Below are 24,343 nucleotides of genomic sequence, written 5' to 3'. Positions count from 1 at the left end.
CCGGATCAGCTGTCTTTTGCGAGCGCCTTGATGACCTCGGCGGTCACCTTGTCGACAAGGGCGTCCGCGGCCAAGCGGGCTCGGGCGGATGCCGCCCAATCCTTGCCTGCGTTCTGCGTTCCATCAGGCAGGGTTTCGTAGATCTTCAGCGCCTGATCGAGATTTCCATTGCGCACGCTCTCTTCCATGCGACCAAGCGCGCCCATCGGACCGCTGCCCGCGCCGTCGCCCGTGGCCCTCACCTGAACCAGAGAACGCATGTTGTTGAGGAACTTGTCCGCAACCGAGTTCCCGGTGTCGACCCGTTCCAGCGTCGAGGCCATGCGCGCGGCGACATTCGGGAAAGAGGAAATAAGCTCGGTCTCGGTCTTGATGCCCGTCGTGGCATTGGCTTCGAGCGCGTGGAAGTCCGTTTCAGGCGGCAACGCCGAGCGCACGGCCGCAAGCTCGCTCGTATAGGACCTGCCTGCATCGACTGCGCTTTTCAAAAGCGATACCGCGATCGCGCGCGACGCTGTTTCGCGCGCTCCAGGACCACCCATGACGTGCTCGATCTCAGCGATACGCTGTTCCAGGGCTGAGATCTGTTCCTTTGCGGCCGCGATCTCCTTGCGTGCGGAATCGGCGGCGCCTTCAAGAGTGCCGAGACGCGCCGACTGCGCCTCCAGTTGCTTCTTGCTCACGTCGAGCGTACCGGCCAGGGCATCGAGGCGGCTTGAAAAAGCCTTCATCGTGTCGCCAACGACCGCATCGCCTTCGTTCGCCGCCTTTGCGGCCGCACTCGCCGCTTCGCTCGCGGCCTTCGTGCGCCCGTCAAGCGCCGCGACCTTCTGGTTCAGATCATCGAGCGCCTTCGTGACTGCCGGGCTGGTGCCGTCTTCGAGCTTGCCGACCTTACCGGTGATCTCTTCGACTTGTCCTTGCAGCTTCTCAACACTGTCGCCGAGACTTGCGAGCGCTGCCGATGACCCGGCGCCGCCTGAGGATACGAAGCGCCGCAGCTCATCGAGCCCATTCGAGATCGACTTGACGTCGGACTGAAGACCGGCTTCCGCCTGTGTGCGTTCTTCCAGATCCTGAAGCCGGGCGGCCATGTCATTGACCACCGATGGCGCGACCGTCGGCACCGCCTCGGTCTTGGATATCTCGCGCATGCGTTCATCGAGCGCGGCAAACCGACCATCCGTCGAGGCCAGTCCGGCCTTGAGGTTTTCAAGTTCCTGGCCTGAGGAAAAGGTTAGCAACCCGGCCTTTCCCGCACCCCAGACGCCACCAAAGGCAACCACGGCGCCGATGCCGGCCGCGAGAACGATTCCACCGAAACCGAAAGCCCCCTTTGCGCCGCTGGACTCCGCCTTCGAGTGGGCGGTCGAAGGGCGGCTCGCCGCCGCCGATCCGGACGATCTCCCGCCTTCACCCGAAGGTTTCGAAGAAGAACCGACCTGATCGGACGATCCACGCGAACCGGCTTTGCCTTCGGCGTTCGCCTGCGCCTGCTGCTTGCTGCGCACTTCTTCTGCCGTGAGATCGATCGTCAATGGCTTGCCGCTACGCGGCGCCCCTGTCGCGGAAGACCCCGAAGCCCCCGATTGAGCGGATCCCGGCTTGCCGTTTCCCGGCTTGCTGGACGATGTCTGCGTGCCACCCGGCTTTGTCGCACCGGCCCCCGCGTTTCGGGACTCGCCCTGGGAACCCTGACTTGCACCTTGGCCGGCAGGCTTGGCACCCGAACCGGCTCCGCCCGCGGCCGTGGAGCCACCGGGCCTGGTCCCGCCCGGCCTGGTGCCGGCCTTCTCGTCAGACTTGGCGTTTTCGCTCGACGTCTTGTCTTTTTCGGAAGCCATTCCGTTCCTCAAAATTCGCGCGTATCTGATGCACAGTGCCGCCCGCCGAGCCGAGTATACAGGCTCTCCTCAATGGCAGCATTGGTCTTTACGACCGATTCGCGGCGCCCTCGTGATTGTCGGTATATCTCACAGGGCACGGACGCAGCCGGGCCTTTCCGGCGATCTGGCTCCAGCAGGTCCGCCCCGCAAAAACCGGGAAACGACGAATCATTGTACCCCATTGTGGCCTTGACGGAACCGCGCCGTAAAACGTACGGGCGCCGCGCCCGGTCCCCGTGTTCACAGTTTGTATTCTTGGCAAGTTTAGCGCGCTGTGCCAGAACGAGTCGCCGCTGTGGCCTGACGCAAATGATCGCAGGATAGCCGAGTGTCCGAATTCTCCCCCCAAGAACCCGTTGCCAAGGTGGCGCCCGTGACCCTGTCCGGCCGTACCGTTCGACTGGAGCCTATCGCCGAACACCATCGCGGCGGCCTTCGCGCCCTTCATGCCGACGAAGGTCCGCGTATCTTCGCAAACTCGCCGTTCGCGGGTTCGTTCGACGATTATTTCGATGAAGCGCTCGCGGCATGCGAACCGGATGTCCACGTACCCTTTGTCGTGCGCAGGATGGATGACGAAGCCTTCGTCGGCATGAGCCGTCTTTTCGACATCCATCCGCACGATCGCGGGCTGGAGATAGGCTACACTTGGTACCATCCCGCATTCTGGGGCGGCGCGACAAACCCCGAGTGCAAGCTGCTGCTGATGACTTACGTCTTCGAGACTTGCGGATACGGGCGGGTGCAGCTCAAGACCGACGTACGTAACGCCCATTCGCAGGCTGCAATGACGAAAATGGGGGCCAAGCGCGAAGGTGAGCTGCGCCACCAAAAGATACTTCCCGACGGCCGCTGGCGCGATTCAGTCTTCTTTTCCGTGCTTGGCGAGGAATGGCCCGCCGTGAAAGCCGGCCTTGAACGGCGCCTCTCCGCCATTCCGGTCTGATCTATGGGGTCACACCCTAGATAAGCTTAACGCCGGCCGCCTGAAGAACCAGGTTGAGCGCGAGCACCGTCATGACGGTGCGAAATCCCGTGCGGAAAACCACCTCGGGCATGCGTCCGAGCAGCATCGATCCGGCAATCGTGCCAAGGAAGCCGGTGACGATCATTGCGATCATCAACGGCAACCAGGGGCCGAAGGCGAAGCCCAGAAAGCCGAACACGATCACCTTGATCAGGTGCTGCAATGTCATGCAGGCGGCGAAGGTGCCGACGAAGGCGTGACGCGTCTTTGTCAGCGGACCGATGATGGCACCGACGAAGGGCCCGGTCGCGCCGAAGAACATGGTCAGGATCGTCGTGGCGAAGCCGGCCAGCACCAGAAGCGACTTGGGCAGCTTCGAAAAGGACGGTTTCCGGCCCCAGACCGACCACATGACGAAAAGCGCGAGCCCGATCTTGAGCGGTTGATCTGGCAGGCGGACGACCATGTGACCGCCCGCCCAGGCGCCGACCAGGCTGCCGAGTGCGACATAAAGCAGAATCGAACGGTCGATATGACGGGCCTGAACGACCATTCGGCCGGCATTCGACCCGAGCTGAATGACACCGTGGACGGGGATGAGCACGGCCATGGGGATCGCGGAGGCCATGACCGCGAGCAACGTCACACCGCCGCCGAGCCCAACCGCAGCCGTCATGCCCGAGGTGAGAAAGGAAAGGAAAATCAGCGTGATCGAAAAGGCCGGAGAGAGGTCCGGCGGCATCAGGGTGGCGAGCTGATCCAAGTGTGACGTCCCGTGCGGCTACACAACATACCGGCGCAACAATTTCGCATACTTTTGTATACGAAATATCGCATCCCGCAAACATCGCTATTTTCTGGTCCTTACTGTTCGCATCTCAGTGGTCAAGCAGCGACTTTGCCTGATCCTCGGCCACGGCCATCACGTAGTACCAGTGGCCCTTTTTCTTGCGAAAAAGGCTCGCCTCACGATGCTCCCGGACCGCGCCGCTCTCCAGCGCCCTGGCGACGAAAAGCACCATGCCAGTCGTATCTTCGGCACCGCCCTGCTCGACCTTGAGGATATCGAGGCCGACCCATTGGCGCGAATGGGCGAATTCCGTGAGCCCCGGCATGTCGAGCGTCTTCTGGTATTTCGGCCAGAGGCTTTCCTTCAGCCAGGCGACCTTGCGCAACGCGAAGGCGGTGTAGCGCGAGCGCATCAGCGCTTCGGCGGTCTGCGGCCAGATAGTGCCCTCGATGACCGGACCGCAGCACACGTCGTAGTCGAGCCCCGAACGGCAGGGACAGGATTTCATATCGGCTCCTTGCGACCAGACATCATCTTCCGGTCCGCTCTTGCCCCGGACTGCGACAAAGCGCAAGACCATCCGCTCTCGACAGAGGCGAGGGAACACCTCACTCTGGCGGAATGCGGATTGCGACCTTCAACCTGGAATCCTTCGGCGAAGACCCGTTTGATGCGGACGCCCTCATGCCCCGCATTGCCCGGCTTCGCCCCGTGCTGGACCGGCTCGACGCCGATATTCTTTGCCTTCAGGAGGTGAATGCCCAGCATCGCAAGGGCAAGGATCGGCGCGAATTCGACGCGCTTGCAACTCTCCTGCACGATACCCGGTACGAGGCGTTCCACCGGACAACCAGCGGTGGCGATGACCCTGCCGAGCGGCACAATCTCGCGGTTCTTTCACGTTTTCCGATCATCGCCTGCCGCGACATCCTCAATGACTATGTGGACGCGCCTCGATGGATGCGCCGCCATGCAGAACCGCCCGACAAAGCCGCTCCCGCTGTGACCTTCGACCGGCCGATCCTGTCCGTTACCGTCAGCCTGCCCGAGGGCCGGCCGCTTCACCTCTTCTGCGTCCATCTTCGTGCCCCGCTCGCCGCTCCGGTCCCGGGTCAGAAACTCAGCGCAAATGTCTGGAAGTCGGTTCCCGGCTGGGCCGAGGGCTATTTCGCCGCCGCGATGAAGCGCACCGGCCAGGCCCTTGAACTGCGCGAAGCCGTTGACGGCGTTTTCGATACGGAACCGGATGCGCTCGTCGCAGCCATGGGAGATTTCAACGCCGTGGACGTGGAACCGGCCCTGCGCATCATCCTCGCAGACCCGGATGATACGGGAAATCCGGAGCTTGCCGGCCGTCGGCTGTTTCCGGTGGAGGCGGCAATCGCGGAAGACCGCCGTTTCACGGTAAGCCATCACGGACATCATCACATGCTCGACCATATCCTGGTGAGCACCGCTCTCTCGGCGCGGCTGAAGAGCGTACAGATTCTCAATCGGGATCTCGCCGACGAAGTGGATGATTCAAAAACGCAGGCAGCGCTCGGTTCCTTCCACGCCCCGCTCGTGGCCGACTTCGCGGAGCAGACCGGTCAGAGATAAAGACCGGATCATCGCGCCTTGAGCGACTGGATATAGGCGACGAGAGCATCGATCTCCGCACGGCTCAGCGACATGTCCGGCATGACCGGATGCGTGCCCGAAAGCAGCGTCTCGATCTGCTCTGAGGAAAGGGTGGAGTTCTCGGCGATTTCGGAGAATGGCGGCACGTCCGGATTTCCGCGGGTCTGGTCGGGTGAAACGACATGACAGCTCGCGCACCAGAGTTTTGCCAGTTTCTCACCTGCAGCGACGCTGGCCGCCGCCTGCGCCCCACTCCAGGAAAGGCCAGAGATGGCGATGGCCAGAAGCAGGACCTTTGCGATGCGAGATACCTTCATGGCGTTTCTTTCCTTCGATGGCGATCATTATCTCCCAGCCGTGGACTGGTAACTGCCGTAACGTGCGCCAGTATAAGCAGGTTACCAAATTCGTTTCGAGCATCTATTGGGAGGATAAGATATGCGGCCCTTTCATTCCGGCCTCATCTATGCGGCATTGACCGCGACGCTCGCCTTTGCTCCTGCTGCGAGCCAGGCGCAGGAAACGTCCCCGATCCTTTCCGGTCGCGATCTCGCGCACCCTGTCATCTCGGCCAACGGCATGGTGGCAAGCCAGGAAGCGTTGGCAACGAAGGCGGGCCTTGAAATCCTGAAGAAGGGCGGGAACGCGGTCGATGCGGCAGCGGCCGTCGGCTTCGCGCTTGCGGTAACACTGCCGCGAGCCGGCAATCTGGGTGGCGGCGGCTTCATGCTTGTTCACCGCGCGGACCGCAACGAGACGGTCGCGATCGACTACCGCGAAAAGGCGCCCGCCGCCGCCTTCAAGGACATGTTTCTCAACGATTCAGGCGAAGCGGATTCCGAAAAATCACGTTTCTCGGGACTGGCCGTCGGGGTTCCGGGAACGGTCGCCGGCCTCGTCATGGCCCAGCGGGACTATGGCTCAGGCAAGCTGTCGCTCGCCGAGGTCATGGCTCCCGCGATCCGGCTCGCCGAAGACGGATTCGACATGCCGGCAAACCTTGCGATCTCTCTGGAGCGCGTCCGCATGCGCCTTTCCAGGGACGCAGAGGCCTATGTCACCTTCTATGGCGAGGCGGGGCTTCCGATCGAACCCGGCGCGCGCTTCAAGCAGCCAGATCTGGCGGCAACCCTGCACAAGATCGCCAGGGAGGGAGCGAACGGGTTTTATCGCGGAGCGGTCGCCGAGGCGATCGCCGGAACCGTTAAGGCACAAGGTGGCGATATGACGCCGGAAGACCTCGCCCTCTACCGGGCGGTTATCCGCGAACCGGTGCGCGGCACCTATCGCGGCTACGAGGTCGCTTCCATGCCGCCGCCCTCCTCCGGCGGCATCCATATCGTTCAGATCCTCAATATTCTGGAAGGTTTCGACCTGTCGAAGACCGGCCCGAATTCCGCGGCGACGATCAACCTCATGGCCGAGGCGATGAAGCACGCCTACGCGGACCGGTCGAAATATCTGGGCGATCCGGACTTTGTCGAAGTACCGGTCAAGGGCCTTACGGCAAAGGCCTATGCAAAGGAGCTGCGTGCACAGATCGTTCCCGGCAAGGTGACACCGTCCACCGATATCGCGCCCGCCAATCCGCTGCCTTACGAAAGCAACCAGACCACGCATTTCTCAGTGGTCGATTCCCAAGGCAATGCCGTTTCCAACACCTACACGCTCAATTTTTCGTACGGAGCGGGCTTTATGGCGAAAGGAACGGGCGTCCTGCTCAACAACGAACTCGATGACTTTTCCGCAAAGCCCGGCGTTCCCAACGCCTACGGACTGATTGGCGGCGAGGCCAACGCGGTCGCACCACGCAAACGCCCCCTATCCTCCATGAGCCCGACAATCGTCTTCAAGGAAGGCAAGCCCTGGCTGGTGACCGGTTCTCCCGGCGGCAGCCGCATCATAACCACCGTCTTGCAGATGGTCCTGAACGTCATCGACCACGGTATGAACATCGCCGAGGCCTCCGCGGCCCCGCGCGTTCATCACCAGTGGCTGCCCGACGAACTGCGCGTGGAGGAAGGTCTAAGCCCGGATACGCTGAAACTGCTGTCCGACATGGGCTACGAGATCGCGGTAAAGAACGCGATGGGCTCCACCCAATCGATCATGGCGGTTGACGGCGTGCTGATGGGCGCTTCAGACCCGCGCACCGAGGGCGACCTCACGCAGGGCTATTGAGGCAAAAGACCTGCGGGCCGGTCATGGCACCAGCTTGTAGCCCCCGGCTTCGGTGACCAGCAGTGCCGCGTTTGAGGGATCGGTCTCGATCTTCTGGCGCAGTCGGTAGATATGGGTTTCCAGAGTGTGTGTGGTTACGCCCGAATTGTAGCCCCACACCTCGTGCAGCAGCACATCGCGCGTCACCGGCTTTTCGCCCGTGCGGTAGAGATACTTGAGGATCGCCGTTTCCTTCTCCGTCAGCCGGATCTTGGCACCCTTTTCGTCGAGCAGCAGCTTGGCTGAAGGGCGGAAGGTATAAGGACCGATGGCGAAAGTGGCGTCTTCGCTCTGCTCGTGCTGGCGCAGATGCGCTCGAATGCGGGCAAGCAGGACCGCAAACTTGAAGGGCTTCGCCACATAGTCATTGGCACCCGCTTCCAGCCCGAGGATCGTGTCGCTGTCGGTGTCCTGTCCGGTCAACATGATCACAGGTGCCTTGAAGCCGCCCTTGCGCAGGATTTTCACAGCCTCGCGCCCGTCCATGTCCGGAAGGCCGACATCCATGATCAAAAGATCGACACGATCAGCGCGCGCCTCACGTATGCCCGACGCGGCGCAATCGCTGGTCAGCGTCTCGAATTCCTCGAAGAGCGACAATTGCTCGACCAACGCCTCGCGCAGATCGGGGTCGTCATCGATGATCAGAATCCTGCGAGCGGTCATTCCCGTCCTCCGGCGCTCTCCTCAAATACGATCCGGCCGGGCTTTGTATCGACCGGCAGACCATGGCCCATACATGGCAGGTCGGCATCACGATTGCGAGAGGTCAATCATCGCGGCTAGGTGGTATCCGGGTCAAATTGTGATCACGGCACGGTGAAGGAATACCTGTTCAATGGCAGAAACGGAACGCTTTTCGATGCGGTCGGAGATCCGCGTCCGCTCGCTCGCGGCACCCGCGACGCGGGGTCGCCTGACCTTTGGAGCCCTCACCGTCGCCTGCGCGCTCGGGCGCGCCGGGATCTCGTATAACAAGCGTGAAGGAGACGGTTTGACACCGGCCGGATGCTATCGCCTCATCGAAGTGCGCTATCGCGCGGACCGGGTGGCGCGGCCAGCGACACGCCTTCCGGTACGCATTATCCGGCCCGATGACGGCTGGTGCGACGATCCTGGCGACGGCCGCTACAATCGCGCCATACGCCTGCCCTGCCCCGCTTCGCATGAAAGGCTCTGGCGCGAGGATCACCTCTACGACCTGCTCGTCATCCTCGACCACAACCGGCACCCGCGTATCCGGGGCCGCGGCAGCGCCGTCTTCTTCCATCTGGCGAGGCCCGGCTACCGGCCGACAGAGGGGTGCGTGGCCGTCGCCCTTGACCACATGCGCCGGGTGCTCGCCCTTTCATGTCCTTCCACGATGATGCGGATCGGCTAGCCGGGAAGCATCGTGTTGTCCGCCGACCACTGGCATTCGGCGCGCGTTTCCGCCATATAGAGACCAGTCTGTACCTCGATCAGAAAGCCTACCGCGATGACCGCGCGCGAAATCCCCTTTGTGAAGATGAATGGCCTCGGCAACGATTTCGTCGTTTTCGATGCGCGCGACGTGTCTGTGCGCCTCACCGACGCACAAATCGCCGCCATCGGCGACCGCCGGTCCGGCATCGGCTTCGACCAGATGATCATTGTCGAGAAGTCGCCGCTGGGTGTCGACGCCTTCATGCGCATCTACAATCGCGACGGCGGGCAGGTGGATGCCTGTGGCAACGCCACCCGCTGCATCGGCCGGTTGTTGATGGAGGAAAAAGACACCGATCGCGCCACGATCGAAACCAATGCCGGACTGTTGATGGCCTTTGCCACAGGCGACGAGGCCCGCGTGACCGTGGACATGGGCGAACCGAAGCTCGAATGGCAACAGATTCCCCTCGCCGAAGAATTCCGCGATACCCGGGCGATCGAACTGCAGATTGGCCCGATCGACGCGCCGGTCCTGCACTCGCCCGCCGTCGTCAACATGGGCAATCCGCATGCGATCTTCTTTGTCGACGACATCGAAGCGCATGATCTCGAGCGTTTCGGGCCGCTGCTCGAACATCATCCGGTCTTTCCCGAACACGCCAACATCACGCTGGCCCAGATCACCGGCGAAAACGAAATCCGTGCCAAGGTATGGGAGCGCGGCGTCGGCCTGACGCGCGCCTGCGGCACAGCGGCCTGCGCCACGGGCGTTGCGGCCGCGCGCAAGCGGCTGACCGGGCGCCACGTCACAGTGACGCTGCCCGGCGGCCCGCTCGATATCGAATGGCGCGAAAGCGACGGTCACGTGATGATGACCGGCGATACCGAGCTGGAATTTTTCGGCGCGCTCGACATGGACACGCTCGATACCGGAAAGCCCGTGTGGCGGCGCGAGGAACAAGGCGCGGCCTGAGCCCATGACCATCAAGCTCCTCACTTTCGGCTGCCGGCTCAATACCTACGAGTCGGAGATCATGCGGCGCGAGGCGGAAGCCGCCGGCCTCGACAATGCCGTTCTCGTCAACACCTGCGCGGTGACGGGCGAGGCCGTGCGCCAGGCGCGCCAGCAGATCCGCCGCGCACGCCGCGAAAACCCGGACGCCCGCATCATCGTCACCGGCTGCGCCGCGCAAACCGAGGCAGAGACCTTCTCGGACATGGACGAGGTGGACCTCGTCATCGGCAACACCGAGAAGCTTCAGCGCGGATCCTACGAACGGGTCGCCAATTTCGGTATCGACGAAAACGAGAAGGTCATCGTCAACGACATCATGAGCGTTCGCGAGACGGCCGGCCATCTGATTGACGGGCTGGAGGGTCGGGCACGCGCCTTCGTCCAGGTGCAGAACGGCTGCGACCACCGCTGCACCTTCTGCATCATTCCGTTCGGCAGGGGCAATTCACGGTCGGTTCCCATGGGCGAAGTGGTCGGCCAGATCCGTCGGCTCGTCGAGAACGGCTATCGTGAGATCGTGCTGACCGGCGTCGACATCACCTCCTACGGTGCCGATCTGCCCGGCGCGCCGCAACTCGGCACGCTGATCGAAAAGATATTGAAGCTGGTACCGGACCTGGAACGGCTGAGGCTTTCCTCCATCGATTCCATCGAGGCCGACGCCGCCTTGATGCGCGCGATCGCCGAGGAAGAGCGATTGATGCCACATTTTCACCTCTCCTTGCAGTCCGGCGACAACATGATCCTGAAGCGCATGAAGCGCCGTCATTCGCGTGAGGACACGATTCGCTTCTGCGAAGAAGTCCGCCAACATCGGCCGGACGTGGTCTTCGGAGCCGACATCATTGCCGGCTTCCCGACCGAAACAGAGGCGATGTTCGAAAACTCGCTGCGGATCGTCGAGGATTGCGGCCTGACGCATCTGCACGTCTTCCCGTTCTCGGCCCGCAAGGGCACGCCCGCCGCCCGCATGCCGCAGCTTGAGCGAATGATCGTGAAGGAGCGCGCCGGCCGCCTGCGCGAGGCGGGCGAGGCCGCTCTCACGCACCATCTTTCCAGCGAGATCGGACAAACGCGCCGCATCCTTGTGGAGCGGGACGGACTGGGACGGACGGAACAGTTCACCGAAACCGAACTTGGCTTCGGTGCGCCGGGAACCATCGTCACCGCCCGGATCACCGGCTACAACCGACGTCACCTCCTGGCCGAGGCGGCATGACGCATGGCAATGGCCTCACCTCGCTCTGCGTGCGGGCCGCATCCGGGATGACAAACGGAGTGGATCGTGACAATCAGGTCCCCGGGTCAAATATCCCAATTCGGGTGGGCCTGAGCGATTAACGCTCCGGGCAACACCCTGCATCTGCGACAAAGACCTGACGAAAGAACGGAATTCCATGGCGGAGAGCGAGAAACGCGGATTTTTCGGACGGTTGTTCGGCGGCGGCAAGAAGGAAGCGCCGGAGAGCGAACCCGAGGCGCGCGAGGAAGACGTCCCCTCCGAGGAAGAGGTTGCGCAAGACTTGCCCGCCGGATCGGGTCAGGCGGCAGAATCCGCGGAGACGGCCCAGGCCGACGCGAGCGTAGGCTCAAACCAGCCGCTGGTAATGCCCGTCGCGCTTGCCCCGGCCATCTCCGCAGACCCCGCCGCTGCAAAAGCGCCCGTGGATGATCCCGATAGCACCGACGCTGCGGACGAAGTGACCGAAGCCGCTCTTCAGCCCTCCCCCCCGGGTTCCGAAGTCGTCGAATTTGTCGACGACGAGACACCCGATGTTGACGCGGAGACGCTGGAGCCGGAAAGCCCGGATCCGGAAACTTCCGAAGCGGATACGCCATCTTCCGGGCACGACGAGACGCAACGCGATGAATCGGCGGGCGAAGTCGTGGAGACGGAACCGTCCCCTCAGACTTTGGGGATCGTGGCATCCGGCCTCAGCTCCGACGCCCTCGAAACACCCGCGCCGAAACGCTCCTGGATTCAACGGCTGCGCGATGGCTTGTCGCGCTCATCGTCCGCGCTTGGCGATGGCATCATCTCCGTCTTCCGCAAGCGCAAGCTCGACGCGGAAACGATCGAGGAACTGGAAGACCTGCTGATCCAGGCGGATCTCGGCGCCGACACGGCCATGACAATCACCGAACGGCTGGCCGAGGGACGCTACGACAAGGAGATCTCGGAAGAGGAAGTGCGGCGGGTCCTTGCCGAGGAAATCGAAAAGGTCCTGGCTCCGGTGGCACGGCCGCTCGACCTCGATACCGGCCACAAGCCCCACGTGGTCCTTCTGGTCGGCGTCAACGGCACCGGCAAGACCACGACCATCGGCAAACTTGCAGCCAAGCTCAACCGGGAAGGCAAAAAGGTGATGCTGGCCGCCGGCGACACCTTCCGCGCCGCCGCCGTCGAACAGCTCAGGATCTGGGGCGAGCGTACCGGCTCCACGGTTGTGTCCCGCCCGATCGGCGCGGATGCGGCCGGCCTCGTCTTCGACGCCATGAAGCAGGCGAAGGACGCGGCCTGCGACGTTTTGCTGATCGATACGGCCGGCCGGCTGCAAAACCGGGCCGAACTGATGGCCGAACTTGAAAAGGTCGTGCGCGTCATAAAGAAACATGACCCAGAGGCACCGCACACCGTGCTTCTGACGCTGGATGCCACCACCGGCCAGAACGCCATGAGTCAGGTGGAGATCTTCGGCAGGACGGCAGGCGTTACTGGCCTTGTCATGACCAAACTGGACGGCACGGCCCGCGGCGGCATCCTTGTGGCGATCGCAGCCAGGCACGGCCTGCCCGTTCACTTCATCGGTATCGGCGAAGGCATTGATGATCTGGAACCCTTTACCGCCAAGGATTTCGCAGGGGCAATTGCCGGTATGACAAACTAGGGTGTGGCCTCACCGCACGATTGCCGTCGCCGCATCAAACTGCTAGGCGGAACAAAGGGCGGCAACCAACGAACGGGACTTTCCAACGTGGAATTCGAACACGACCCGAGCGCGCCCGATCGCAAACGCGACGAGATGAACCCGCTTCTGAAGCTGGTGCTGGAACTGGGCCCCCTTGGCGTTTTCTTTTTCGCCAATGCGCGCGGCGCTCAGTTGTCGGACATGTTTCCGGCGCTTGCCGCGCTGGGCGGACCGATCTTCATCGCCACGGCTGCCTTCATGGTGGCGATCGCGATCTCTCTCGTCGCGTCCTATGTGCTCACACGGCACTTGCCGGTCATGCCATTGGTGACCGGTGTCGTCGTGCTGGTTTTTGGCGCCCTCACGCTCTATCTGCATGATGATCTCTTCATCAAGCTGAAGCCGACCATCGTCAATGTGCTCTTCGGAACGGTGCTTCTGGGCGGCCTCGTCTTCGGACGATCGTTTCTAGGCTATGTGTTCGACAGCGTCTTCCGGCTCGATGCGGAGGGCTGGCGCAAGCTCACGTTCCGATGGGGCTTGTTCTTCTATGTCCTCGCCATTCTCAACGAGATCATATGGCGCAACTTTTCGACGGATTTCTGGGTGACGTTCAAGGTCTTCGGCATCATGCCGATCACCTTCATCTTCACACTCTCGCAGCTGCCGCTCATAAACCGGCACTCTCTGGGCGCGAGAGACGAAAATAAAGACTGAAATTCACGATTGAGGCGCCTGAGCGTTCAGGAATCATCGCTGCTGAGCCGCCAGGGCGTTGCCTCCTCATCAGCATCGTGCCCTTCATCGCCTTCCAGCAGTGGGTCACGTCCCAGCGCCTCGATGGCGTGCCGGGCGGTTGCCTGATAGGCGGCGACCCCGCCAAGCGGCGTGGCCGGATGCGCTCCGGTATCGAGCACCACCGCTGGCTCTTCGTCCTCAACAGGTTCGCGCACGCTGCCCTCCGCTTGCGGGTGCATCGCGCTATCGTCCTGTTGCTCGAAATGAGGCTGCTCCCTCGGATTGTGATCCGTGGAATGATCCGCCGCCTTTACAAGCGGCAAGGGTGCCGTCACCCTGTCGACCGTCTGAGACATATTGGCTTCCTGCCTTTGTCACAGCCCCCGAGGCGCCGTTGCCCCGGCACCCGGCCCAATCTGATCGAACGGTCCTTCTGGACCATTTCGGCAGCGAATCGTCGCAACAATCAGTTAACTATTGATTGACGCCGCGTCTCTGGTCAATTCGGAAGGTCAGGCAGGACAGAATAGAAGCGGCGAGGGATCGCCGGCTCAGCTTCGCCGCTCGGCGATGAACCGCGCCGTCTGGCGCAAGATGTCTGCCCGCTCGCCGTAAGGCTCCAGCAGCGCGTCCGCTTCCGCAACGAGGCCGGAGAGCGTGTCCTGCGTCCACTCCACACCGTGAAGCTCCACAAGCGTCGCCTTGCCCAGCGCGGCATCCTTGCCGGTCGCCTTGCCCAGCGCATCCGCATCGCCGATCACGTCGAGCAGATCATCGGCGAGCTGGAAGGCAAGCCCGGCGATTTCGCCGAAACGGGTAAGACTGGCGAGATCCTTGTCGCCACCGCCGCCCATGCGCGCGCCCGCCCGCGTCGCGAACCGGATGAGTGCGCCCGTCTTCATCGATTGCAGGCAGCGGATATCGGCCTCTTCACTGGAGACGGCACTTCCCAGAAGATCGAGCATCTGGCCGCCGACCATACCGCCGAGCCCGGAAGCGCGTGCAATATCGAGCGTCAGACCAGCGCGCAGGTCCGCATCCTCATCGGTCGCGGGATCGGCGAGAAGATCGAAAGCGAAGGTCAGAAGGGCATCGCCCGCAAGAATGGCCGTCGCCTCATCGAACGCACGATGAACCGTCGGTCGCCCCCGCCGGATGTCGTCATCGTCCATGGCCGGCAGATCGTCATGCACGAGCGAATAGCAATGAACGCATTCCAGAGCGCACGCGGCCCGAAGCACGCCCTCGTCGTCGCGGCCGAAGAGCCGTGCCGCCTCGATCAGAAGGAACGGCCGGAGCCTCTTGCCACCACCCAGCGCCGCATGACGCATCGCGGCGATCAGCCTGCCCGGACGGGCGACTTCATCCGCAAGCAATTGCTCGCCAAGCAGCGTATCGAGCATCACCTCCACACGCGCCGCCGCGGCGGCGAGGCTTTCGGCGAAAGAGGCAGGGAGTTCGCGTGTCACGGGTGTCGGAACCGGATCGAAAAGAGTGCAGGGACTGCAGTTCGGAGTGCCCGATAGCAGCGGCGCTGTCAATCTGTCCCGCTTCTCGTGAAAAAGGTGGTCGACACTCGCTCATGACAACAAGCGCGACGGAATGCGCGGAGTTTTCCCCGGCATCACGGCGACTCCCATCCACCTCGGCCTTGACGCGTGCGCCCGCACAAGACCCTATTGCGTCGACGGGAACTCGAAACGGCGCGAACGGGAAGGACAGCTGGGGTGGCGGCAAGAGACTGGCTCGCGCAGCTTCGAAAAAGGGTGACAGGCGTTGCAAAACGCGCGTCCGGTCGCAGGACCGCTCGGCGGCGCCTTGTCTGGCTTCTCTTCAAGGTCGCCGTTTTCCTCGCCCTTCTGCCGTTGCTGGTCACGCTTGTCTATGCGGTCCTGCCGGCGGTCTCCACACCGATGCTCGCCCGTCTTTTGACGGGACATAAGGTGGAGCGCATATGGACACCACTCGACGCGATATCGCCGACGCTCCAACGGTCCGTGATCGCATCGGAGGATGCGCGCTTCTGCGTCCATGACGGTGTCGACTGGAGTGCGCTCATGGAGCAGGTTTCCCGGCTTGAGGAAGGCGAGGATGCGCGCGGCGCTTCGACCATTACAATGCAGCTTGCCAAGAACCTCTTTCTGTGGCCCTCGCGCAGCTATGTGCGCAAGACGCTGGAGATCCCACTTGCGATGTGGATCGACCTGGTCCTCTCCAAGCGGCGCATTCTGGAGCTCTATCTCAATGTCGCGGAATGGGGCGACGGCATTTTCGGTATCGAGGCCGCCGCCCGTCACTACTATGGCATCTCGGCCGACAAACTGAGTGCGGCGCAGGCCGCGCGGCTTGCCACCGTCCTGCCCAATCCGATCGCCCGCGACCCGACAGACCTATCGCGCCGACATGCCGGCCATGCCCGCGCGGTGCGCAGAAGAGCCAACATCGGGCGCGATCTTCTGGACTGTCTCTGACCGCCGCAAGGACAAGCAGAAAAAACATCGCGCAACGGGGTGGCGTCGGCGCGGAGATGCCTGTATAAAGCGCGCCATTCTTCCAGGCGAGGCATGTCCAACCCGTTTAGAGCGGATTGGACCTAGCCCGCCTTTGACCATTGGAGTGTTGAACATGGCCGTTCCGAAGCGAAAGACGTCGCGCATGAAGCGCGGTTTCCGCCGTTCCGCGGACGCCCTGAAGCAGCCGGCCTATGTCGAGGACAAGGATTCGGGCGAACTTCGCCGTCCGCATCACATCGACCTGAAGAGCGGCATGTATCGCGGGCGTCAGATCCTTGAACCGAAGGAAAGCATCTGAGCATCCTGTCAGTTCAGGCGATCGCTTGCGAGCGCTGAAACAATGATCGAGGCCGGCGCATTCGCCGGCCTTTTTCATGTCCGCCAGCCGGTGTGACCCATCTGGTGTGACCCATCTGGTGTGACAAAGTGCGGAGCCGGGCATTCCCGCCGCGGGCCGGAGATTGACCCATTGGCGGATTGCCGTCGAACCCGCACACTGCTTTAGACGTTAAGGGACTACTGCATTCAGCCAGGCACGAGGTTGCCCATGCCGTTCTTCGTCAACGTTCCGCTGACCATTGCCCCATTGATCGTCTACAATATCATCGCCTTCGGCCTTTTCGGCACAGACCCTGGCAATTCCTGGGTTTTGCCAGTCGCCACCATTCCCCTGCCCTCCGATGCGCGCTGGTCCCTGCTGCTGGGCGATCTGATGATCGCGGCGGCCTTGTTTCTACTGTTTTTCGAGATCCTCAAGGCAACCCGCGTCGGCCGCGGATCGGTTATCGATCACATCCTGTCCGCCCTGGTTTTCATCATCTATCTGGTCGAATTCCTTGTCGTGCGCGAAGGCGCGACATCAGTGTTTTTCATCCTTCTGCTGATATCGCTGCTCGACATGATCGCCGGCTTCACCGTGGCAATCCACGCCGCGCGACGCGATATCGCCTTCGGACCGGGAGAACGGTCCTGATTCCGTTTAAGCGCCGAACTGCCTGAGGGGAACCCCCTCCGGCCGTGTCATTTTAATTAAACTTGTCTCGAAACCGAGCACTTACGTGCCACCGGCCGGCGTCTTCGTGCCGGAAACCCTCCCCCTGACCTCCATCAAAGTCCTATGAAACGGCGAAATCGGCGAAGAAAAGCGCTGATTCGCAGGGATTAACTATTGCGCTCGGACAAAAGGTTAACAGATGGTTACCAACTGGCATCCGACTTGCGGAAGGAAATGGAGACGTAAGGCACATGTCCCGCAACGGGACAGCTGGAGGCGGACCCCATGGTGGCACCGGTCGGACCGGGCGGAAATACGGGATGGAACGCTGGTGGACACCGGCGGGTCGAACCCGTGTCGAACGCCGATCATGGTCGCCAGCACCGCCAGGGCTCGCCTGAAAGTCAGGGGCGTGCTCTTGTTCCCATTGCCAGCCATGCCGGCAGCGAGCCGGCCCGCTATCACTACTACGGCGCCAATGCCGCCTTCCTCACCCATCTGATCGCGACGGATGCCGGCGTGCCGCAGACCCGCGCCCGCCGCCGGGCGGAACCGGCCGCTTCGGCGCAGGCCTACACCACGGCGGCCGGATCGACGTTCTATTTGAAGCCGGGTTCGATCCTCAACCGTTCAGCCTGATCACCAGCCAAGTGCGCATCCGTCCTTGCGTGGGTCCGAACCCGCGACACGCACGCCGTCATCGCCGATCATAATCGCCTGGCTGCCTCCAAGCGGAGCCGCCACGTCGTTGAGACGGTGACCACGCTCCCGCAGCCCGACGCGCGTCGCCTCCCCGATCGCGGCCTCCACAAGAAGCGGACCATCGATACCGTCGAAGAAGATTCGTGGCGCATCGATCGCTTGCTGAACGTCCATTCCGTAGTCAACGATATTGCCGAGGACATGCGCGTGACCACAGGGTTGGTAGGCGCCGCCCATGACACCGAAAGACAACCACGGCTTGTCCGCCTTGAGGGCCATCGCGGGAATGATCGTATGAAGCGGCCTCTTGCGGGGTCCGATGCAATTGGGATGGCCGGGCTGAAGCCGGAAGCAGGCGCCTCGATTCTGTAACAGGATTCCGGATTTCGGCGTCGCGACCCCGACCCCGAAACCGCAATAGAGCGAATTTATCAGGGAGACGGCCATCCCCTCTCCATCCACGACGCTCAGATAGACCGTGTCGGAATCCGGCGTCAGTATGTCGGTCGGCAAGCCCTCGATACGAGCCGCAGGATCGATACGAGCGGCGAGGCGGGCCGCGAACTCCTTGGAGACGAGGTCCTTGAGCGAAACAGTCATCGCGTCGGGATCCGCCACATGCAGATCGCGTATCGAATAGGCGAGCCTTGCGGCCTCCATCTCCAGATGGAACCTCTCCGGACCATCCGGATCGAGGCCGTTGAGATCAAAGTTCTCAAGAATATTAAGCAGGATCAGCGCTGTAACCCCGTGACCGTTGGGCGGCAGTTCGAGCATCGTCACACCGCGATAGTCTGAGGCGACCGGATCGACGGCAACAACGTCGATGCCGGCGAGATCCTCCTCGCTGAGAAATCCACCCTTTGCCCGCACGGTCGCCGCGATTTCCGCGGCGATCGGCCCCTCGTAGAACGCGGAAGCGCCCTGATCGGCGATCGCCCGCAACGTTTCCGCCAGCGCCGGAAGCCGATGCAGACTGCCAACCGCGGGCGCCTCGCCATCGACGAGATAATGGCGGATTGCGCCTTCGTCACGCTGAAGAAGCCCGACGAGCCGCGCCCAGTCGCTGCCAACCCGCGGGGCAACCGGAAAGCCGTTTTCCGCATAGTCGATCGACTGGGCGAGAACCCGGGCCATTGACCAGGACCCGTGCGAGGCGAGCAGCGTCTCCCACGCCTTGATCGCACCGGGCACTGTGACGGCGTGGATGGAATCGTCGGCGATCTCCCGCAGCCCCGCCTCGCTCAAACGTTCCGGCGTCGCCTGCGCGGGCGCGCGACCGGATCCGTTGAGACCCCGCACCGTCCCGTCGGGCTCGGCGACAATCGCGAAGCAGTCGCCGCCGATACCCGTCATGTGCGGCTCGACCACACATTGCACGGCGAGGGCGGCAACTGCCGCATCTGCCGCATTGCCGCCGCTCCGCAACACATCAAGAGCCGCCGAGGTGGCCAACGGATGGGACGTGGCGGCGACCGCCGTGCGGGCGTGGACGGGCGAACGTCCGGGCAATTGAAAGTTGCGATGCATGAACCCTCCAGGCTTGTTTTGCGCCGTTGGTGAACGGCTGTTTTTCCGCAGTACTCGTTTTCCCACGGGTCTCGTCCTGCTAGATCAGGATACCTGTTGCGAAACTCACACTCTTTCGAAGGCTGAAGACCATGACGGACCTGTCGCTAGCAACCGCCCAGACGATCATCAACGCCGCCATGGAAAAGGCGGCCGACCTCAAGATCAAACCAATCACCGTTGCGGTGCTCGATGCCGGCGGGCACCTGACCGCGCTTGTCCGTCAGGACGGGTCATCGATCATGCGTCCCCAGATCGCCTACGGCAAAGCCTACGGCGCGCTTGCTGTTGGCACAGGCACGCGCTGGCTCAATGCGAATGCAGAGAGCCGCCCGCATTTCATCCAGGCCTTGAATGGCGCTTCCGGCGGCTCGATCATCCCGGTTCCCGGTGGCGTGATGATCCGCGATGGCCAGGGAAAGGCTCTTGGCGCCGTCGGCATCACAGGCGACACCTCCGACAACGACGAGGCATGTGCCGTCGCCGGCATCCATGCCGCCGGCCTTGTCGCCGACACCGGAGCCTGACGCGCAAAAACCGTTAGCGTTCAAGCGAAACGGCTTAAACGCAGATACGATGCTGGATCCCGTCAGGGCCGGGGCAACGCGAGCGGACGCGCTTGCGATGCCCCGGAATCCGGCTGCACAGTGCTGTGCCAAAGCCGGAGGCGGCCGGAGCCGCCTGGCACATGTCAGCCTTTCGGCTTGGCCAGATCGTCGATCTTTTTCTGCATGTCGGCGAGTTGCTGCTTCAGGGCATTCAGATCGCCCTTTTCCTCGGCTCGCCCCGCATCCTTGGTGCCTGATGTCGCGGCGGCTTCGCCCGCAGGCTCACCCTCCCTTGCAGCATCGGCACCGCCCGGAAACGGCATGAACATGTGCATGGCACGCTCGAATATTTCTGTGTTACGGCGCACCTGCTCCTCCATCATGTCGAAGGCCGATGTTCCGAAAGTCTGGGACATCTGCTCGCGAAGCTTGTTCTGCTCCTTTGTGAGCGATGCCATGGAGTATTCCAGATAGCTGGGCACAAGGGTCTGTATCTGATCGCCGTAGAAACGGATAAGTTGCCGCAGGAATGTGACAGGCAGCAGATTCTGCCCTTTCGCTTCCTGCTCGAAAATGATCTGCGTGAGCACCGAACGGGTAATGTCCTCGCCCGATTTGGCGTCAAAGACCTGGAAGTCGTCGCCGCTCTTCACCATCAGTGCAAGGTCCTCCAGCGTGACATAGGTGCTGGTGCCCGTATTGTAGAGCCGACGATTGGCGTACTTCTTGATCGTGGTCGGTCCGTCTTTCTTAGCCATATTGCCTACCGCGTTGTTGCGCGCACGTTGAATGCCGGAGCGGATGTCCCGCGAACTGAAAGAATCCGAAAGACACGAACTCGCTCCCGAGTATTCACAGGAGCATGATCATTGTCGCCGACCCGTCTCGTTCCGACGCCAATATGCTCTAGGCACGGGACAGACGCCGCTCTTTCGCCGGGCATCCATCCTGTCTCCCCCTGTGACACCACGATATGCCAAACGTCCTCGGATTCACCACCGCTTTTTCTCGCTGCTGCGAAAGCGGTGGGCACTTGCCCCGATTATCGGCTTTTCGTCTCCCCTTTCGTCGCCCCTGCCAGACGAGCGGTTGACTTCGGACATCGTAAGGGCAGTATTCCTGACAATAGCATCCCGCCCATCGCCCGGAACCACATTGTCCCGGCCGTCGCGGCGAGGAATGCCCAAAGCGGAGAGATTCCATGGACGCAAGTACGGATATCGTCATCGTCAGCGCAACGCGCACGCCGGTTGGCGCCTTCAACGGCGCCTTCGGCAATACCCCTGCGCATGAGCTCGGCACGGTCGCCATTCGCGAAGCCCTTTCACGGGCAAGCGTCGAGGCGAGTGATGTGGACGAGGTCATCTTCGGCCAGGTACTGACCGCCGGCCAGGGCCAGAACCCGGCCCGCCAGGCGGCGATCGCCGCCGGCATTCCCGATAGTGCCACCGCGCTCATCATCAATCAGGTCTGTGGTTCGGGGCTGCGTACCGTCGCGCTCGGCATGCAGCAGATCGCCAACGGAGACGCCTCGATCGTCGTCGCCGGCGGACAGGAATCCATGTCGCTCTCACCGCACTGCGCCTACATGCGCGGCGGCTACAAGATGGGCGACTTCAAGATGGTCGACACGATGATCAAGGACGGCCTGTGGGATGCCTTCAACGGCTATCACATGGGCACCACCGCGGAGAACGTCGCCAGCCAGTGGCAGATCACTCGCGCCCAGCAGGACGAACTTGCCGTAGCCTCGCAGAACAAGGCCGAAGCGGCCCAGAAAGCCGGCAGGTTCAAGGACGAGATCGTCCCCGTCACGATCAAGGAACGCAAGGCGGAGCGTATCGTCGAAGATGACGAATACATCCGACACGGCGTGACGATCGAAGGCCTCGCCAAACTCCGGCCCGCCTTCGACAAGGAAGGGACGGTTACAGCAGGCAACGCTTCGGGCATCAATGATGGTGCGGCCGCCGTGGTTCTGATGAGCGCGTCGGAAGCGCAAAAGCGCGGACTGACACCGCTTGCGCGCATCGCCTCGTGGGCAACCGCCGGCGTCGACCCGAAGGTGATGGGTTCCGGTCCGATCCCGGCATCGCGCAAGGCTCTCGAGAAGGCCGGCTGGTCAGTAGATGACCTGGACCTCGTGGAGGCCAACGAGGCCTTCGCGGCACAGGCATGCGCGGTCAACAAGGACATGGGCTGGAACCCCGACATCGTCAACGTGAACGGCGGGGCGATCGCCATCGGTCATCCCATCGGCGCCTCCGGCACGCGTATTCTCGTCACTCTCCTGCACGAAATGAAACGACGCAAAGCCAAGAAGGGCCTTGCGACCCTTTGCATTGGCGGCGGAATGGGTATCGCCATGTGCCTGGAAAGTGCCTGACACTAAGACCAAGGGCGGGGTGATCACATCCCGCCCTTTTATTTAGGCTGTGTCTTCGGCTGGGAGAGTAAGCGCGATCGCATCGATAAGGCGCGCGCGGTGAGGACTAGGTCAGGGGGAAATCATGAGTTCAGTTGCAGTGGTCACCGGTGGCACGCGTGGTATCGGGGAAGCGATTTCGCGTGCGTTGAAGGATGCAGGATACACTGTTGCCGCAACGTATCATGGCAACGTGGAAAAGGCCGAGGCGTTCAAGGCCGAGACGGGAATCCATGTCTACAAATGGGATGTGTCGCATCCCGAGGAATGCGTCGAGGGCATTGCCAGGGTCGAGGCAGACCTCGGGCCTGTCGATGTTCTCGTCAACAATGCCGGCATCACCCGTGACGGCATGTTCCACAAGATGACATGGGAACAGTGGCGCGAGGTTCTGTCCACCAATCTGGATAGCATGTTCGCCATGACCCGGCCGGTGATCGAAGGCATGCGCGAACGCGGCCACGGACGTGTCATCAACATTTCCTCGATCAATGGCCAGAAGGGTCAGATGGGGCAGGCGAACTACTCCGCCGCCAAGGCCGGTGTGATCGGCTTCACCAAGGCGCTGGCGCAGGAGAACGCCCGCAAGGGGATAACCGTCAACGCCATCTGCCCTGGCTACATTAACACGGACATGGTTGCCGCGATGCCGGAAAAGGTGCTGGAGAGCATCATCTCCACAATTCCCGCCGGGCGCCTCGGTCACCCGGAAGAGATCGGCGGGCTTTCGGTCTACCTTGCCTCCGACGCCGCCGCCTTCATGACTGGCGCCGTCCTCACGATCAACGGTGCCCAGTACATCGCCAACGGCTAGGTATACATTCCCGATTAGCTGGCACAGTTGCAGATCAGCGCCATTATATTTTCTAGCGCAGGACGATTGCCAGATCGACGACAATCATCGCCGCCATCGGCAGGAGGGTCAGGAGCATGCCGCCGGTACGAAGCGGCATGTTCGACTTCAGAAATGCCAGACAAAATCCGTGCATCACGCGTCCGACAAGGAAGAGCCCGGACAGCACGCCAAGCAGCCACGTGGCGGGGCTTTGCAACTCGGCGAGAAATACGAGCAGGATGAAGAATGGTGCCGTTTCGACCAGATTGCCCTGGGCACGAATGACGCGGTGAAGAATCGGGTCACCGCCATCGCCAAGCGATACCTTGCCTGCGATGCGAAATTGAATGACGCGAGCTGTCAGAACCAGAAAAAGAACCGCAAGGCCTGCGACAAGCCAGGTTGTGACGGGTAGCGACATCATTCTTCCTCTCAATCCCGCGCCGGGCTCAAGCGCGAGGACTCAAATCGGGAACACGTCTCTGCCCTTGCGCAAGGTTCTGTAATAGGCCCAGAAAAGCCGCGCAGCGATACCACGCCATGGCTGCCAAGCCAGGGCCATAACGGCAACTTCCTTTATCGCAGGCCGCGTATCAAGTCCGAAGGCGACGCGCAACGCCTCGCGCAAGGCCAGATCGCCGGTGGGGAAGATGTCCGCATGTCCTGCGCAAAACAGCAAAAATATGTCGGCCGACCATGGCCCGATGCCGGGAATTGCGCAGAGCCGGGAGTGAGCCTCGGTCGCGGAAGCATCCGCGAGACCAGCAAGATCGAGCCCGTCGTCCATTGCCGCGCAGATGGCTCGCAGAGTGCGGATCTTCGGCCGTGAAAGCCCGGCCACGGCAAGGGCGGTATCATCATGCGCGGAAAGCGTTGCGGCGTCGAATGGATCGACCAGCGCCTCCAGCCGCGAAAAGATAGCGGCCGCGCTTGCGATCGAGACTTGTTGGCCCACCACAATGTGGGCCAACCCTTTCAGATCGGCCGGGCGGCGGCGCAGAGGCAGTGGGCCGGCCACATCCGCGATCGGTTTCAACCGCGCATCGATCGCAAGCAGGGCATCAAGCCCCTTCCTGATATCCGCTTCGGTGGCTATCGTTTTCACGGCGACCTTTCTGCGATCCGGTTCCCGGCGGCGTTGTGATATCCCATGTAGCGATCGTACACGCCGGACCACGCGCCATCCCTCTGGACCATGATTCCAT

The 24,343-nt window shown here is 62.3% G+C and carries 26 protein-coding genes; 15 read left to right on the top strand and 11 right to left on the bottom strand.

The window, feature by feature from the left end; genetic code table 11:
• Positions 1-5 precede the first annotated feature (5 nt).
• Positions 6-1,844 (bottom strand): mitofilin family membrane protein, encoded by a 1,839-nt coding sequence (locus C8N35_RS06870; RefSeq protein WP_107988784.1) that lies wholly within the window; start codon positions 1,842-1,844, stop codon positions 6-8.
• A gap of 370 nt (positions 1,845-2,214) precedes the next feature.
• On the opposite strand from C8N35_RS06870, the gene C8N35_RS06865 reads away from it, so the two are divergent.
• Positions 2,215-2,832: a GNAT family N-acetyltransferase gene (locus tag C8N35_RS06865; RefSeq protein ID WP_107988783.1), complete on the top strand. Its 618-nt coding sequence runs from the start codon at positions 2,215-2,217 to the stop codon at positions 2,830-2,832.
• 16 nt (positions 2,833-2,848) lie between these two features.
• Here the strand turns inward: C8N35_RS06865 and C8N35_RS06860 are convergent, their stop codons facing one another.
• The gene (locus tag C8N35_RS06860) at positions 2,849-3,616 is read right to left on the bottom strand and encodes a sulfite exporter TauE/SafE family protein (protein WP_210203401.1); all 768 of its coding nucleotides are present in this window, start codon (positions 3,614-3,616) and stop codon (positions 2,849-2,851) included.
• Positions 3,617-3,731: 115 nt separating this feature from the next.
• Entirely contained in the window at positions 3,732-4,151 is a 420-nt protein-coding gene (locus C8N35_RS06855) for a YchJ family protein (RefSeq protein WP_107989138.1), read from the bottom strand.
• 113 nt (positions 4,152-4,264) lie between these two features.
• On the opposite strand from C8N35_RS06855, the gene C8N35_RS06850 reads away from it, so the two are divergent.
• A complete protein-coding gene (locus C8N35_RS06850) occupies positions 4,265-5,242 on the top strand; it encodes an endonuclease/exonuclease/phosphatase family protein (RefSeq protein WP_107988782.1) in 978 nt (325 codons plus the stop codon).
• A gap of 8 nt (positions 5,243-5,250) precedes the next feature.
• Here the strand turns inward: C8N35_RS06850 and C8N35_RS06845 are convergent, their stop codons facing one another.
• The gene (locus C8N35_RS06845) at positions 5,251-5,580 is read right to left on the bottom strand and encodes a c-type cytochrome (protein ID WP_107988781.1); all 330 of its coding nucleotides are present in this window, start codon (positions 5,578-5,580) and stop codon (positions 5,251-5,253) included.
• Positions 5,581-5,701: 121 nt separating this feature from the next.
• On the opposite strand from C8N35_RS06845, the gene ggt (C8N35_RS06840) reads away from it, so the two are divergent.
• Positions 5,702-7,444 carry a gamma-glutamyltransferase gene (gene ggt / locus C8N35_RS06840; protein WP_107988780.1) on the top strand — a complete coding sequence of 581 codons (1,743 nt, stop codon included), beginning with the start codon at positions 5,702-5,704 and terminating at the stop codon, positions 7,442-7,444.
• A gap of 21 nt (positions 7,445-7,465) precedes the next feature.
• Here the strand turns inward: ggt (C8N35_RS06840) and C8N35_RS06835 are convergent, their stop codons facing one another.
• Positions 7,466-8,149 (bottom strand): response regulator transcription factor, encoded by a 684-nt coding sequence (locus C8N35_RS06835; protein WP_107988779.1) that lies wholly within the window; start codon positions 8,147-8,149, stop codon positions 7,466-7,468.
• 172 nt (positions 8,150-8,321) lie between these two features.
• On the opposite strand from C8N35_RS06835, the gene C8N35_RS06830 reads away from it, so the two are divergent.
• The 5 genes from C8N35_RS06830 (at position 8,322) to C8N35_RS06810 (ending at position 13,531) form a co-directional block, all read left to right on the top strand.
• Positions 8,322-8,864 (top strand): L,D-transpeptidase family protein, encoded by a 543-nt coding sequence (locus C8N35_RS06830; protein ID WP_245926684.1) that lies wholly within the window; start codon positions 8,322-8,324, stop codon positions 8,862-8,864.
• A gap of 96 nt (positions 8,865-8,960) precedes the next feature.
• On the top strand, positions 8,961-9,863 hold the full coding sequence (gene dapF / locus C8N35_RS06825; RefSeq protein ID WP_107988778.1) for a diaminopimelate epimerase: 903 nt from the start codon (positions 8,961-8,963) through the stop codon (positions 9,861-9,863).
• 4 nt (positions 9,864-9,867) lie between these two features.
• Entirely contained in the window at positions 9,868-11,124 is a 1,257-nt protein-coding gene (gene mtaB, locus C8N35_RS06820) for a tRNA (N(6)-L-threonylcarbamoyladenosine(37)-C(2))-methylthiotransferase MtaB (RefSeq protein ID WP_107988777.1), read from the top strand.
• Positions 11,125-11,302: 178 nt separating this feature from the next.
• Positions 11,303-12,793: a signal recognition particle-docking protein FtsY gene (gene ftsY, locus C8N35_RS06815; RefSeq protein ID WP_107988776.1), complete on the top strand. Its 1,491-nt coding sequence runs from the start codon at positions 11,303-11,305 to the stop codon at positions 12,791-12,793.
• Between the two features lie 135 nt (positions 12,794-12,928).
• Positions 12,929-13,531, top strand: coding sequence for a septation protein A (locus tag C8N35_RS06810; RefSeq protein ID WP_107989136.1), 603 nt, complete (start codon positions 12,929-12,931; stop codon positions 13,529-13,531).
• A 26-nt stretch (positions 13,532-13,557) separates the two neighbouring features.
• On the opposite strand, the gene C8N35_RS06805 is transcribed toward C8N35_RS06810, so the two are convergent.
• Both C8N35_RS06805 and C8N35_RS06800 read right to left on the bottom strand, forming a co-directional pair.
• Positions 13,558-13,908: a hypothetical protein gene (locus C8N35_RS06805; protein ID WP_107988775.1), complete on the bottom strand. Its 351-nt coding sequence runs from the start codon at positions 13,906-13,908 to the stop codon at positions 13,558-13,560.
• A gap of 195 nt (positions 13,909-14,103) precedes the next feature.
• Complete coding sequence (locus tag C8N35_RS06800; protein ID WP_107989135.1) at positions 14,104-14,955, bottom strand: polyprenyl synthetase family protein; 852 nt, start codon at positions 14,953-14,955, stop codon at positions 14,104-14,106.
• A gap of 363 nt (positions 14,956-15,318) precedes the next feature.
• On the opposite strand from C8N35_RS06800, the gene mtgA reads away from it, so the two are divergent.
• The 4 genes from mtgA to C8N35_RS06780 all read left to right on the top strand — a co-directional run bounded on the left by mtgA (position 15,319) and on the right by C8N35_RS06780 (position 17,698).
• Entirely contained in the window at positions 15,319-16,023 is a 705-nt protein-coding gene (gene mtgA / locus C8N35_RS06795; RefSeq protein WP_107988774.1) for a monofunctional biosynthetic peptidoglycan transglycosylase, read from the top strand.
• Positions 16,024-16,177: 154 nt separating this feature from the next.
• Complete coding sequence (rpmF, locus tag C8N35_RS06790) at positions 16,178-16,363, top strand: 50S ribosomal protein L32 (protein WP_107988773.1); 186 nt, start codon at positions 16,178-16,180, stop codon at positions 16,361-16,363.
• A gap of 249 nt (positions 16,364-16,612) precedes the next feature.
• A complete protein-coding gene (locus C8N35_RS06785) occupies positions 16,613-17,038 on the top strand; it encodes a hypothetical protein (protein ID WP_107988772.1) in 426 nt (141 codons plus the stop codon).
• A gap of 306 nt (positions 17,039-17,344) precedes the next feature.
• On the top strand, positions 17,345-17,698 hold the full coding sequence (locus C8N35_RS06780; protein ID WP_146177355.1) for a hypothetical protein: 354 nt from the start codon (positions 17,345-17,347) through the stop codon (positions 17,696-17,698).
• Here the strand turns inward: C8N35_RS06780 and ggt (C8N35_RS06775) are convergent, their stop codons facing one another.
• On the bottom strand, positions 17,699-19,291 hold the full coding sequence (gene ggt, locus C8N35_RS06775; RefSeq protein ID WP_107988770.1) for a gamma-glutamyltransferase: 1,593 nt from the start codon (positions 19,289-19,291) through the stop codon (positions 17,699-17,701).
• A 131-nt stretch (positions 19,292-19,422) separates the two neighbouring features.
• Here ggt (C8N35_RS06775) and C8N35_RS06770 point away from each other — a divergent pair, with 131 nt between their 5' ends.
• On the top strand, positions 19,423-19,857 hold the full coding sequence (locus C8N35_RS06770; protein WP_107988769.1) for a GlcG/HbpS family heme-binding protein: 435 nt from the start codon (positions 19,423-19,425) through the stop codon (positions 19,855-19,857).
• A 164-nt stretch (positions 19,858-20,021) separates the two neighbouring features.
• Here the strand turns inward: C8N35_RS06770 and phaR are convergent, their stop codons facing one another.
• Positions 20,022-20,636, bottom strand: a complete 615-nt coding sequence (gene phaR / locus C8N35_RS06765) for a polyhydroxyalkanoate synthesis repressor PhaR (RefSeq protein WP_107988768.1) — start codon at positions 20,634-20,636, stop codon at positions 20,022-20,024.
• Between the two features lie 443 nt (positions 20,637-21,079).
• On the opposite strand from phaR, the gene C8N35_RS06760 reads away from it, so the two are divergent.
• The gene (locus C8N35_RS06760) at positions 21,080-22,264 is read left to right on the top strand and encodes an acetyl-CoA C-acetyltransferase (RefSeq protein WP_107988767.1); all 1,185 of its coding nucleotides are present in this window, start codon (positions 21,080-21,082) and stop codon (positions 22,262-22,264) included.
• Positions 22,265-22,388: 124 nt separating this feature from the next.
• Positions 22,389-23,117, top strand: a complete 729-nt coding sequence (gene phbB, locus C8N35_RS06755; RefSeq protein ID WP_107988766.1) for an acetoacetyl-CoA reductase — start codon at positions 22,389-22,391, stop codon at positions 23,115-23,117.
• 52 nt (positions 23,118-23,169) lie between these two features.
• Here phbB and C8N35_RS06750 read toward each other — a convergent pair whose 3' ends face one another.
• Entirely contained in the window at positions 23,170-23,562 is a 393-nt protein-coding gene (locus C8N35_RS06750; protein WP_107988765.1) for an MAPEG family protein, read from the bottom strand.
• 39 nt (positions 23,563-23,601) lie between these two features.
• Positions 23,602-24,174: a DNA-3-methyladenine glycosylase family protein gene (locus C8N35_RS06745; RefSeq protein ID WP_245926683.1), complete on the bottom strand. Its 573-nt coding sequence runs from the start codon at positions 24,172-24,174 to the stop codon at positions 23,602-23,604.
• Positions 24,175-24,343: the final 169 nt, after the last annotated feature.

Origin of the sequence: Breoghania corrubedonensis (assembly GCF_003053845.1) — a bacterium.
GTDB classification, from domain to species: domain Bacteria; phylum Pseudomonadota; class Alphaproteobacteria; order Rhizobiales; family Stappiaceae; genus Breoghania; species Breoghania corrubedonensis.
The sequence above is the reverse complement of the archived record's forward strand: the minus strand, read 5'-3'. Positions and strand labels throughout refer to the sequence as shown.

Coding starts and splice junctions, on each gene's coding strand:
- C8N35_RS06870 (WP_107988784.1), bottom strand. CDS start 1,844: ATGGCTTCCGAAAAAGACAAGACGTCGAGCGAAAACGCCAAGTCTGAC.
- C8N35_RS06855 (WP_107989138.1), bottom strand. CDS start 4,151: ATGAAATCCTGTCCCTGCCGTTCGGGGCTCGACTACGACGTGTGCTGC.
- C8N35_RS06850 (WP_107988782.1), top strand. CDS start 4,265: ATGCGGATTGCGACCTTCAACCTGGAATCCTTCGGCGAAGACCCGTTT.
- C8N35_RS06845 (WP_107988781.1), bottom strand. CDS start 5,580: ATGAAGGTATCTCGCATCGCAAAGGTCCTGCTTCTGGCCATCGCCATC.
- ggt (WP_107988780.1), top strand. CDS start 5,702: ATGCGGCCCTTTCATTCCGGCCTCATCTATGCGGCATTGACCGCGACG.
- C8N35_RS06835 (WP_107988779.1), bottom strand. CDS start 8,149: ATGACCGCTCGCAGGATTCTGATCATCGATGACGACCCCGATCTGCGC.
- C8N35_RS06830 (WP_245926684.1), top strand. CDS start 8,322: ATGGCAGAAACGGAACGCTTTTCGATGCGGTCGGAGATCCGCGTCCGC.
- dapF (WP_107988778.1), top strand. CDS start 8,961: ATGACCGCGCGCGAAATCCCCTTTGTGAAGATGAATGGCCTCGGCAAC.
- mtaB (WP_107988777.1), top strand. CDS start 9,868: ATGACCATCAAGCTCCTCACTTTCGGCTGCCGGCTCAATACCTACGAG.
- ftsY (WP_107988776.1), top strand. CDS start 11,303: ATGGCGGAGAGCGAGAAACGCGGATTTTTCGGACGGTTGTTCGGCGGC.
- C8N35_RS06810 (WP_107989136.1), top strand. CDS start 12,929: ATGAACCCGCTTCTGAAGCTGGTGCTGGAACTGGGCCCCCTTGGCGTT.
- C8N35_RS06805 (WP_107988775.1), bottom strand. CDS start 13,908: ATGTCTCAGACGGTCGACAGGGTGACGGCACCCTTGCCGCTTGTAAAG.
- C8N35_RS06800 (WP_107989135.1), bottom strand. CDS start 14,955: ATGCTCGATACGCTGCTTGGCGAGCAATTGCTTGCGGATGAAGTCGCC.
- rpmF (WP_107988773.1), top strand. CDS start 16,178: ATGGCCGTTCCGAAGCGAAAGACGTCGCGCATGAAGCGCGGTTTCCGC.
- C8N35_RS06785 (WP_107988772.1), top strand. CDS start 16,613: ATGCCGTTCTTCGTCAACGTTCCGCTGACCATTGCCCCATTGATCGTC.
- C8N35_RS06780 (WP_146177355.1), top strand. CDS start 17,345: ATGGTGGCACCGGTCGGACCGGGCGGAAATACGGGATGGAACGCTGGT.
- ggt (WP_107988770.1), bottom strand. CDS start 19,291: ATGCATCGCAACTTTCAATTGCCCGGACGTTCGCCCGTCCACGCCCGC.
- C8N35_RS06770 (WP_107988769.1), top strand. CDS start 19,423: ATGACGGACCTGTCGCTAGCAACCGCCCAGACGATCATCAACGCCGCC.
- phaR (WP_107988768.1), bottom strand. CDS start 20,636: ATGGCTAAGAAAGACGGACCGACCACGATCAAGAAGTACGCCAATCGT.
- C8N35_RS06760 (WP_107988767.1), top strand. CDS start 21,080: ATGGACGCAAGTACGGATATCGTCATCGTCAGCGCAACGCGCACGCCG.
- phbB (WP_107988766.1), top strand. CDS start 22,389: ATGAGTTCAGTTGCAGTGGTCACCGGTGGCACGCGTGGTATCGGGGAA.
- C8N35_RS06750 (WP_107988765.1), bottom strand. CDS start 23,562: ATGATGTCGCTACCCGTCACAACCTGGCTTGTCGCAGGCCTTGCGGTT.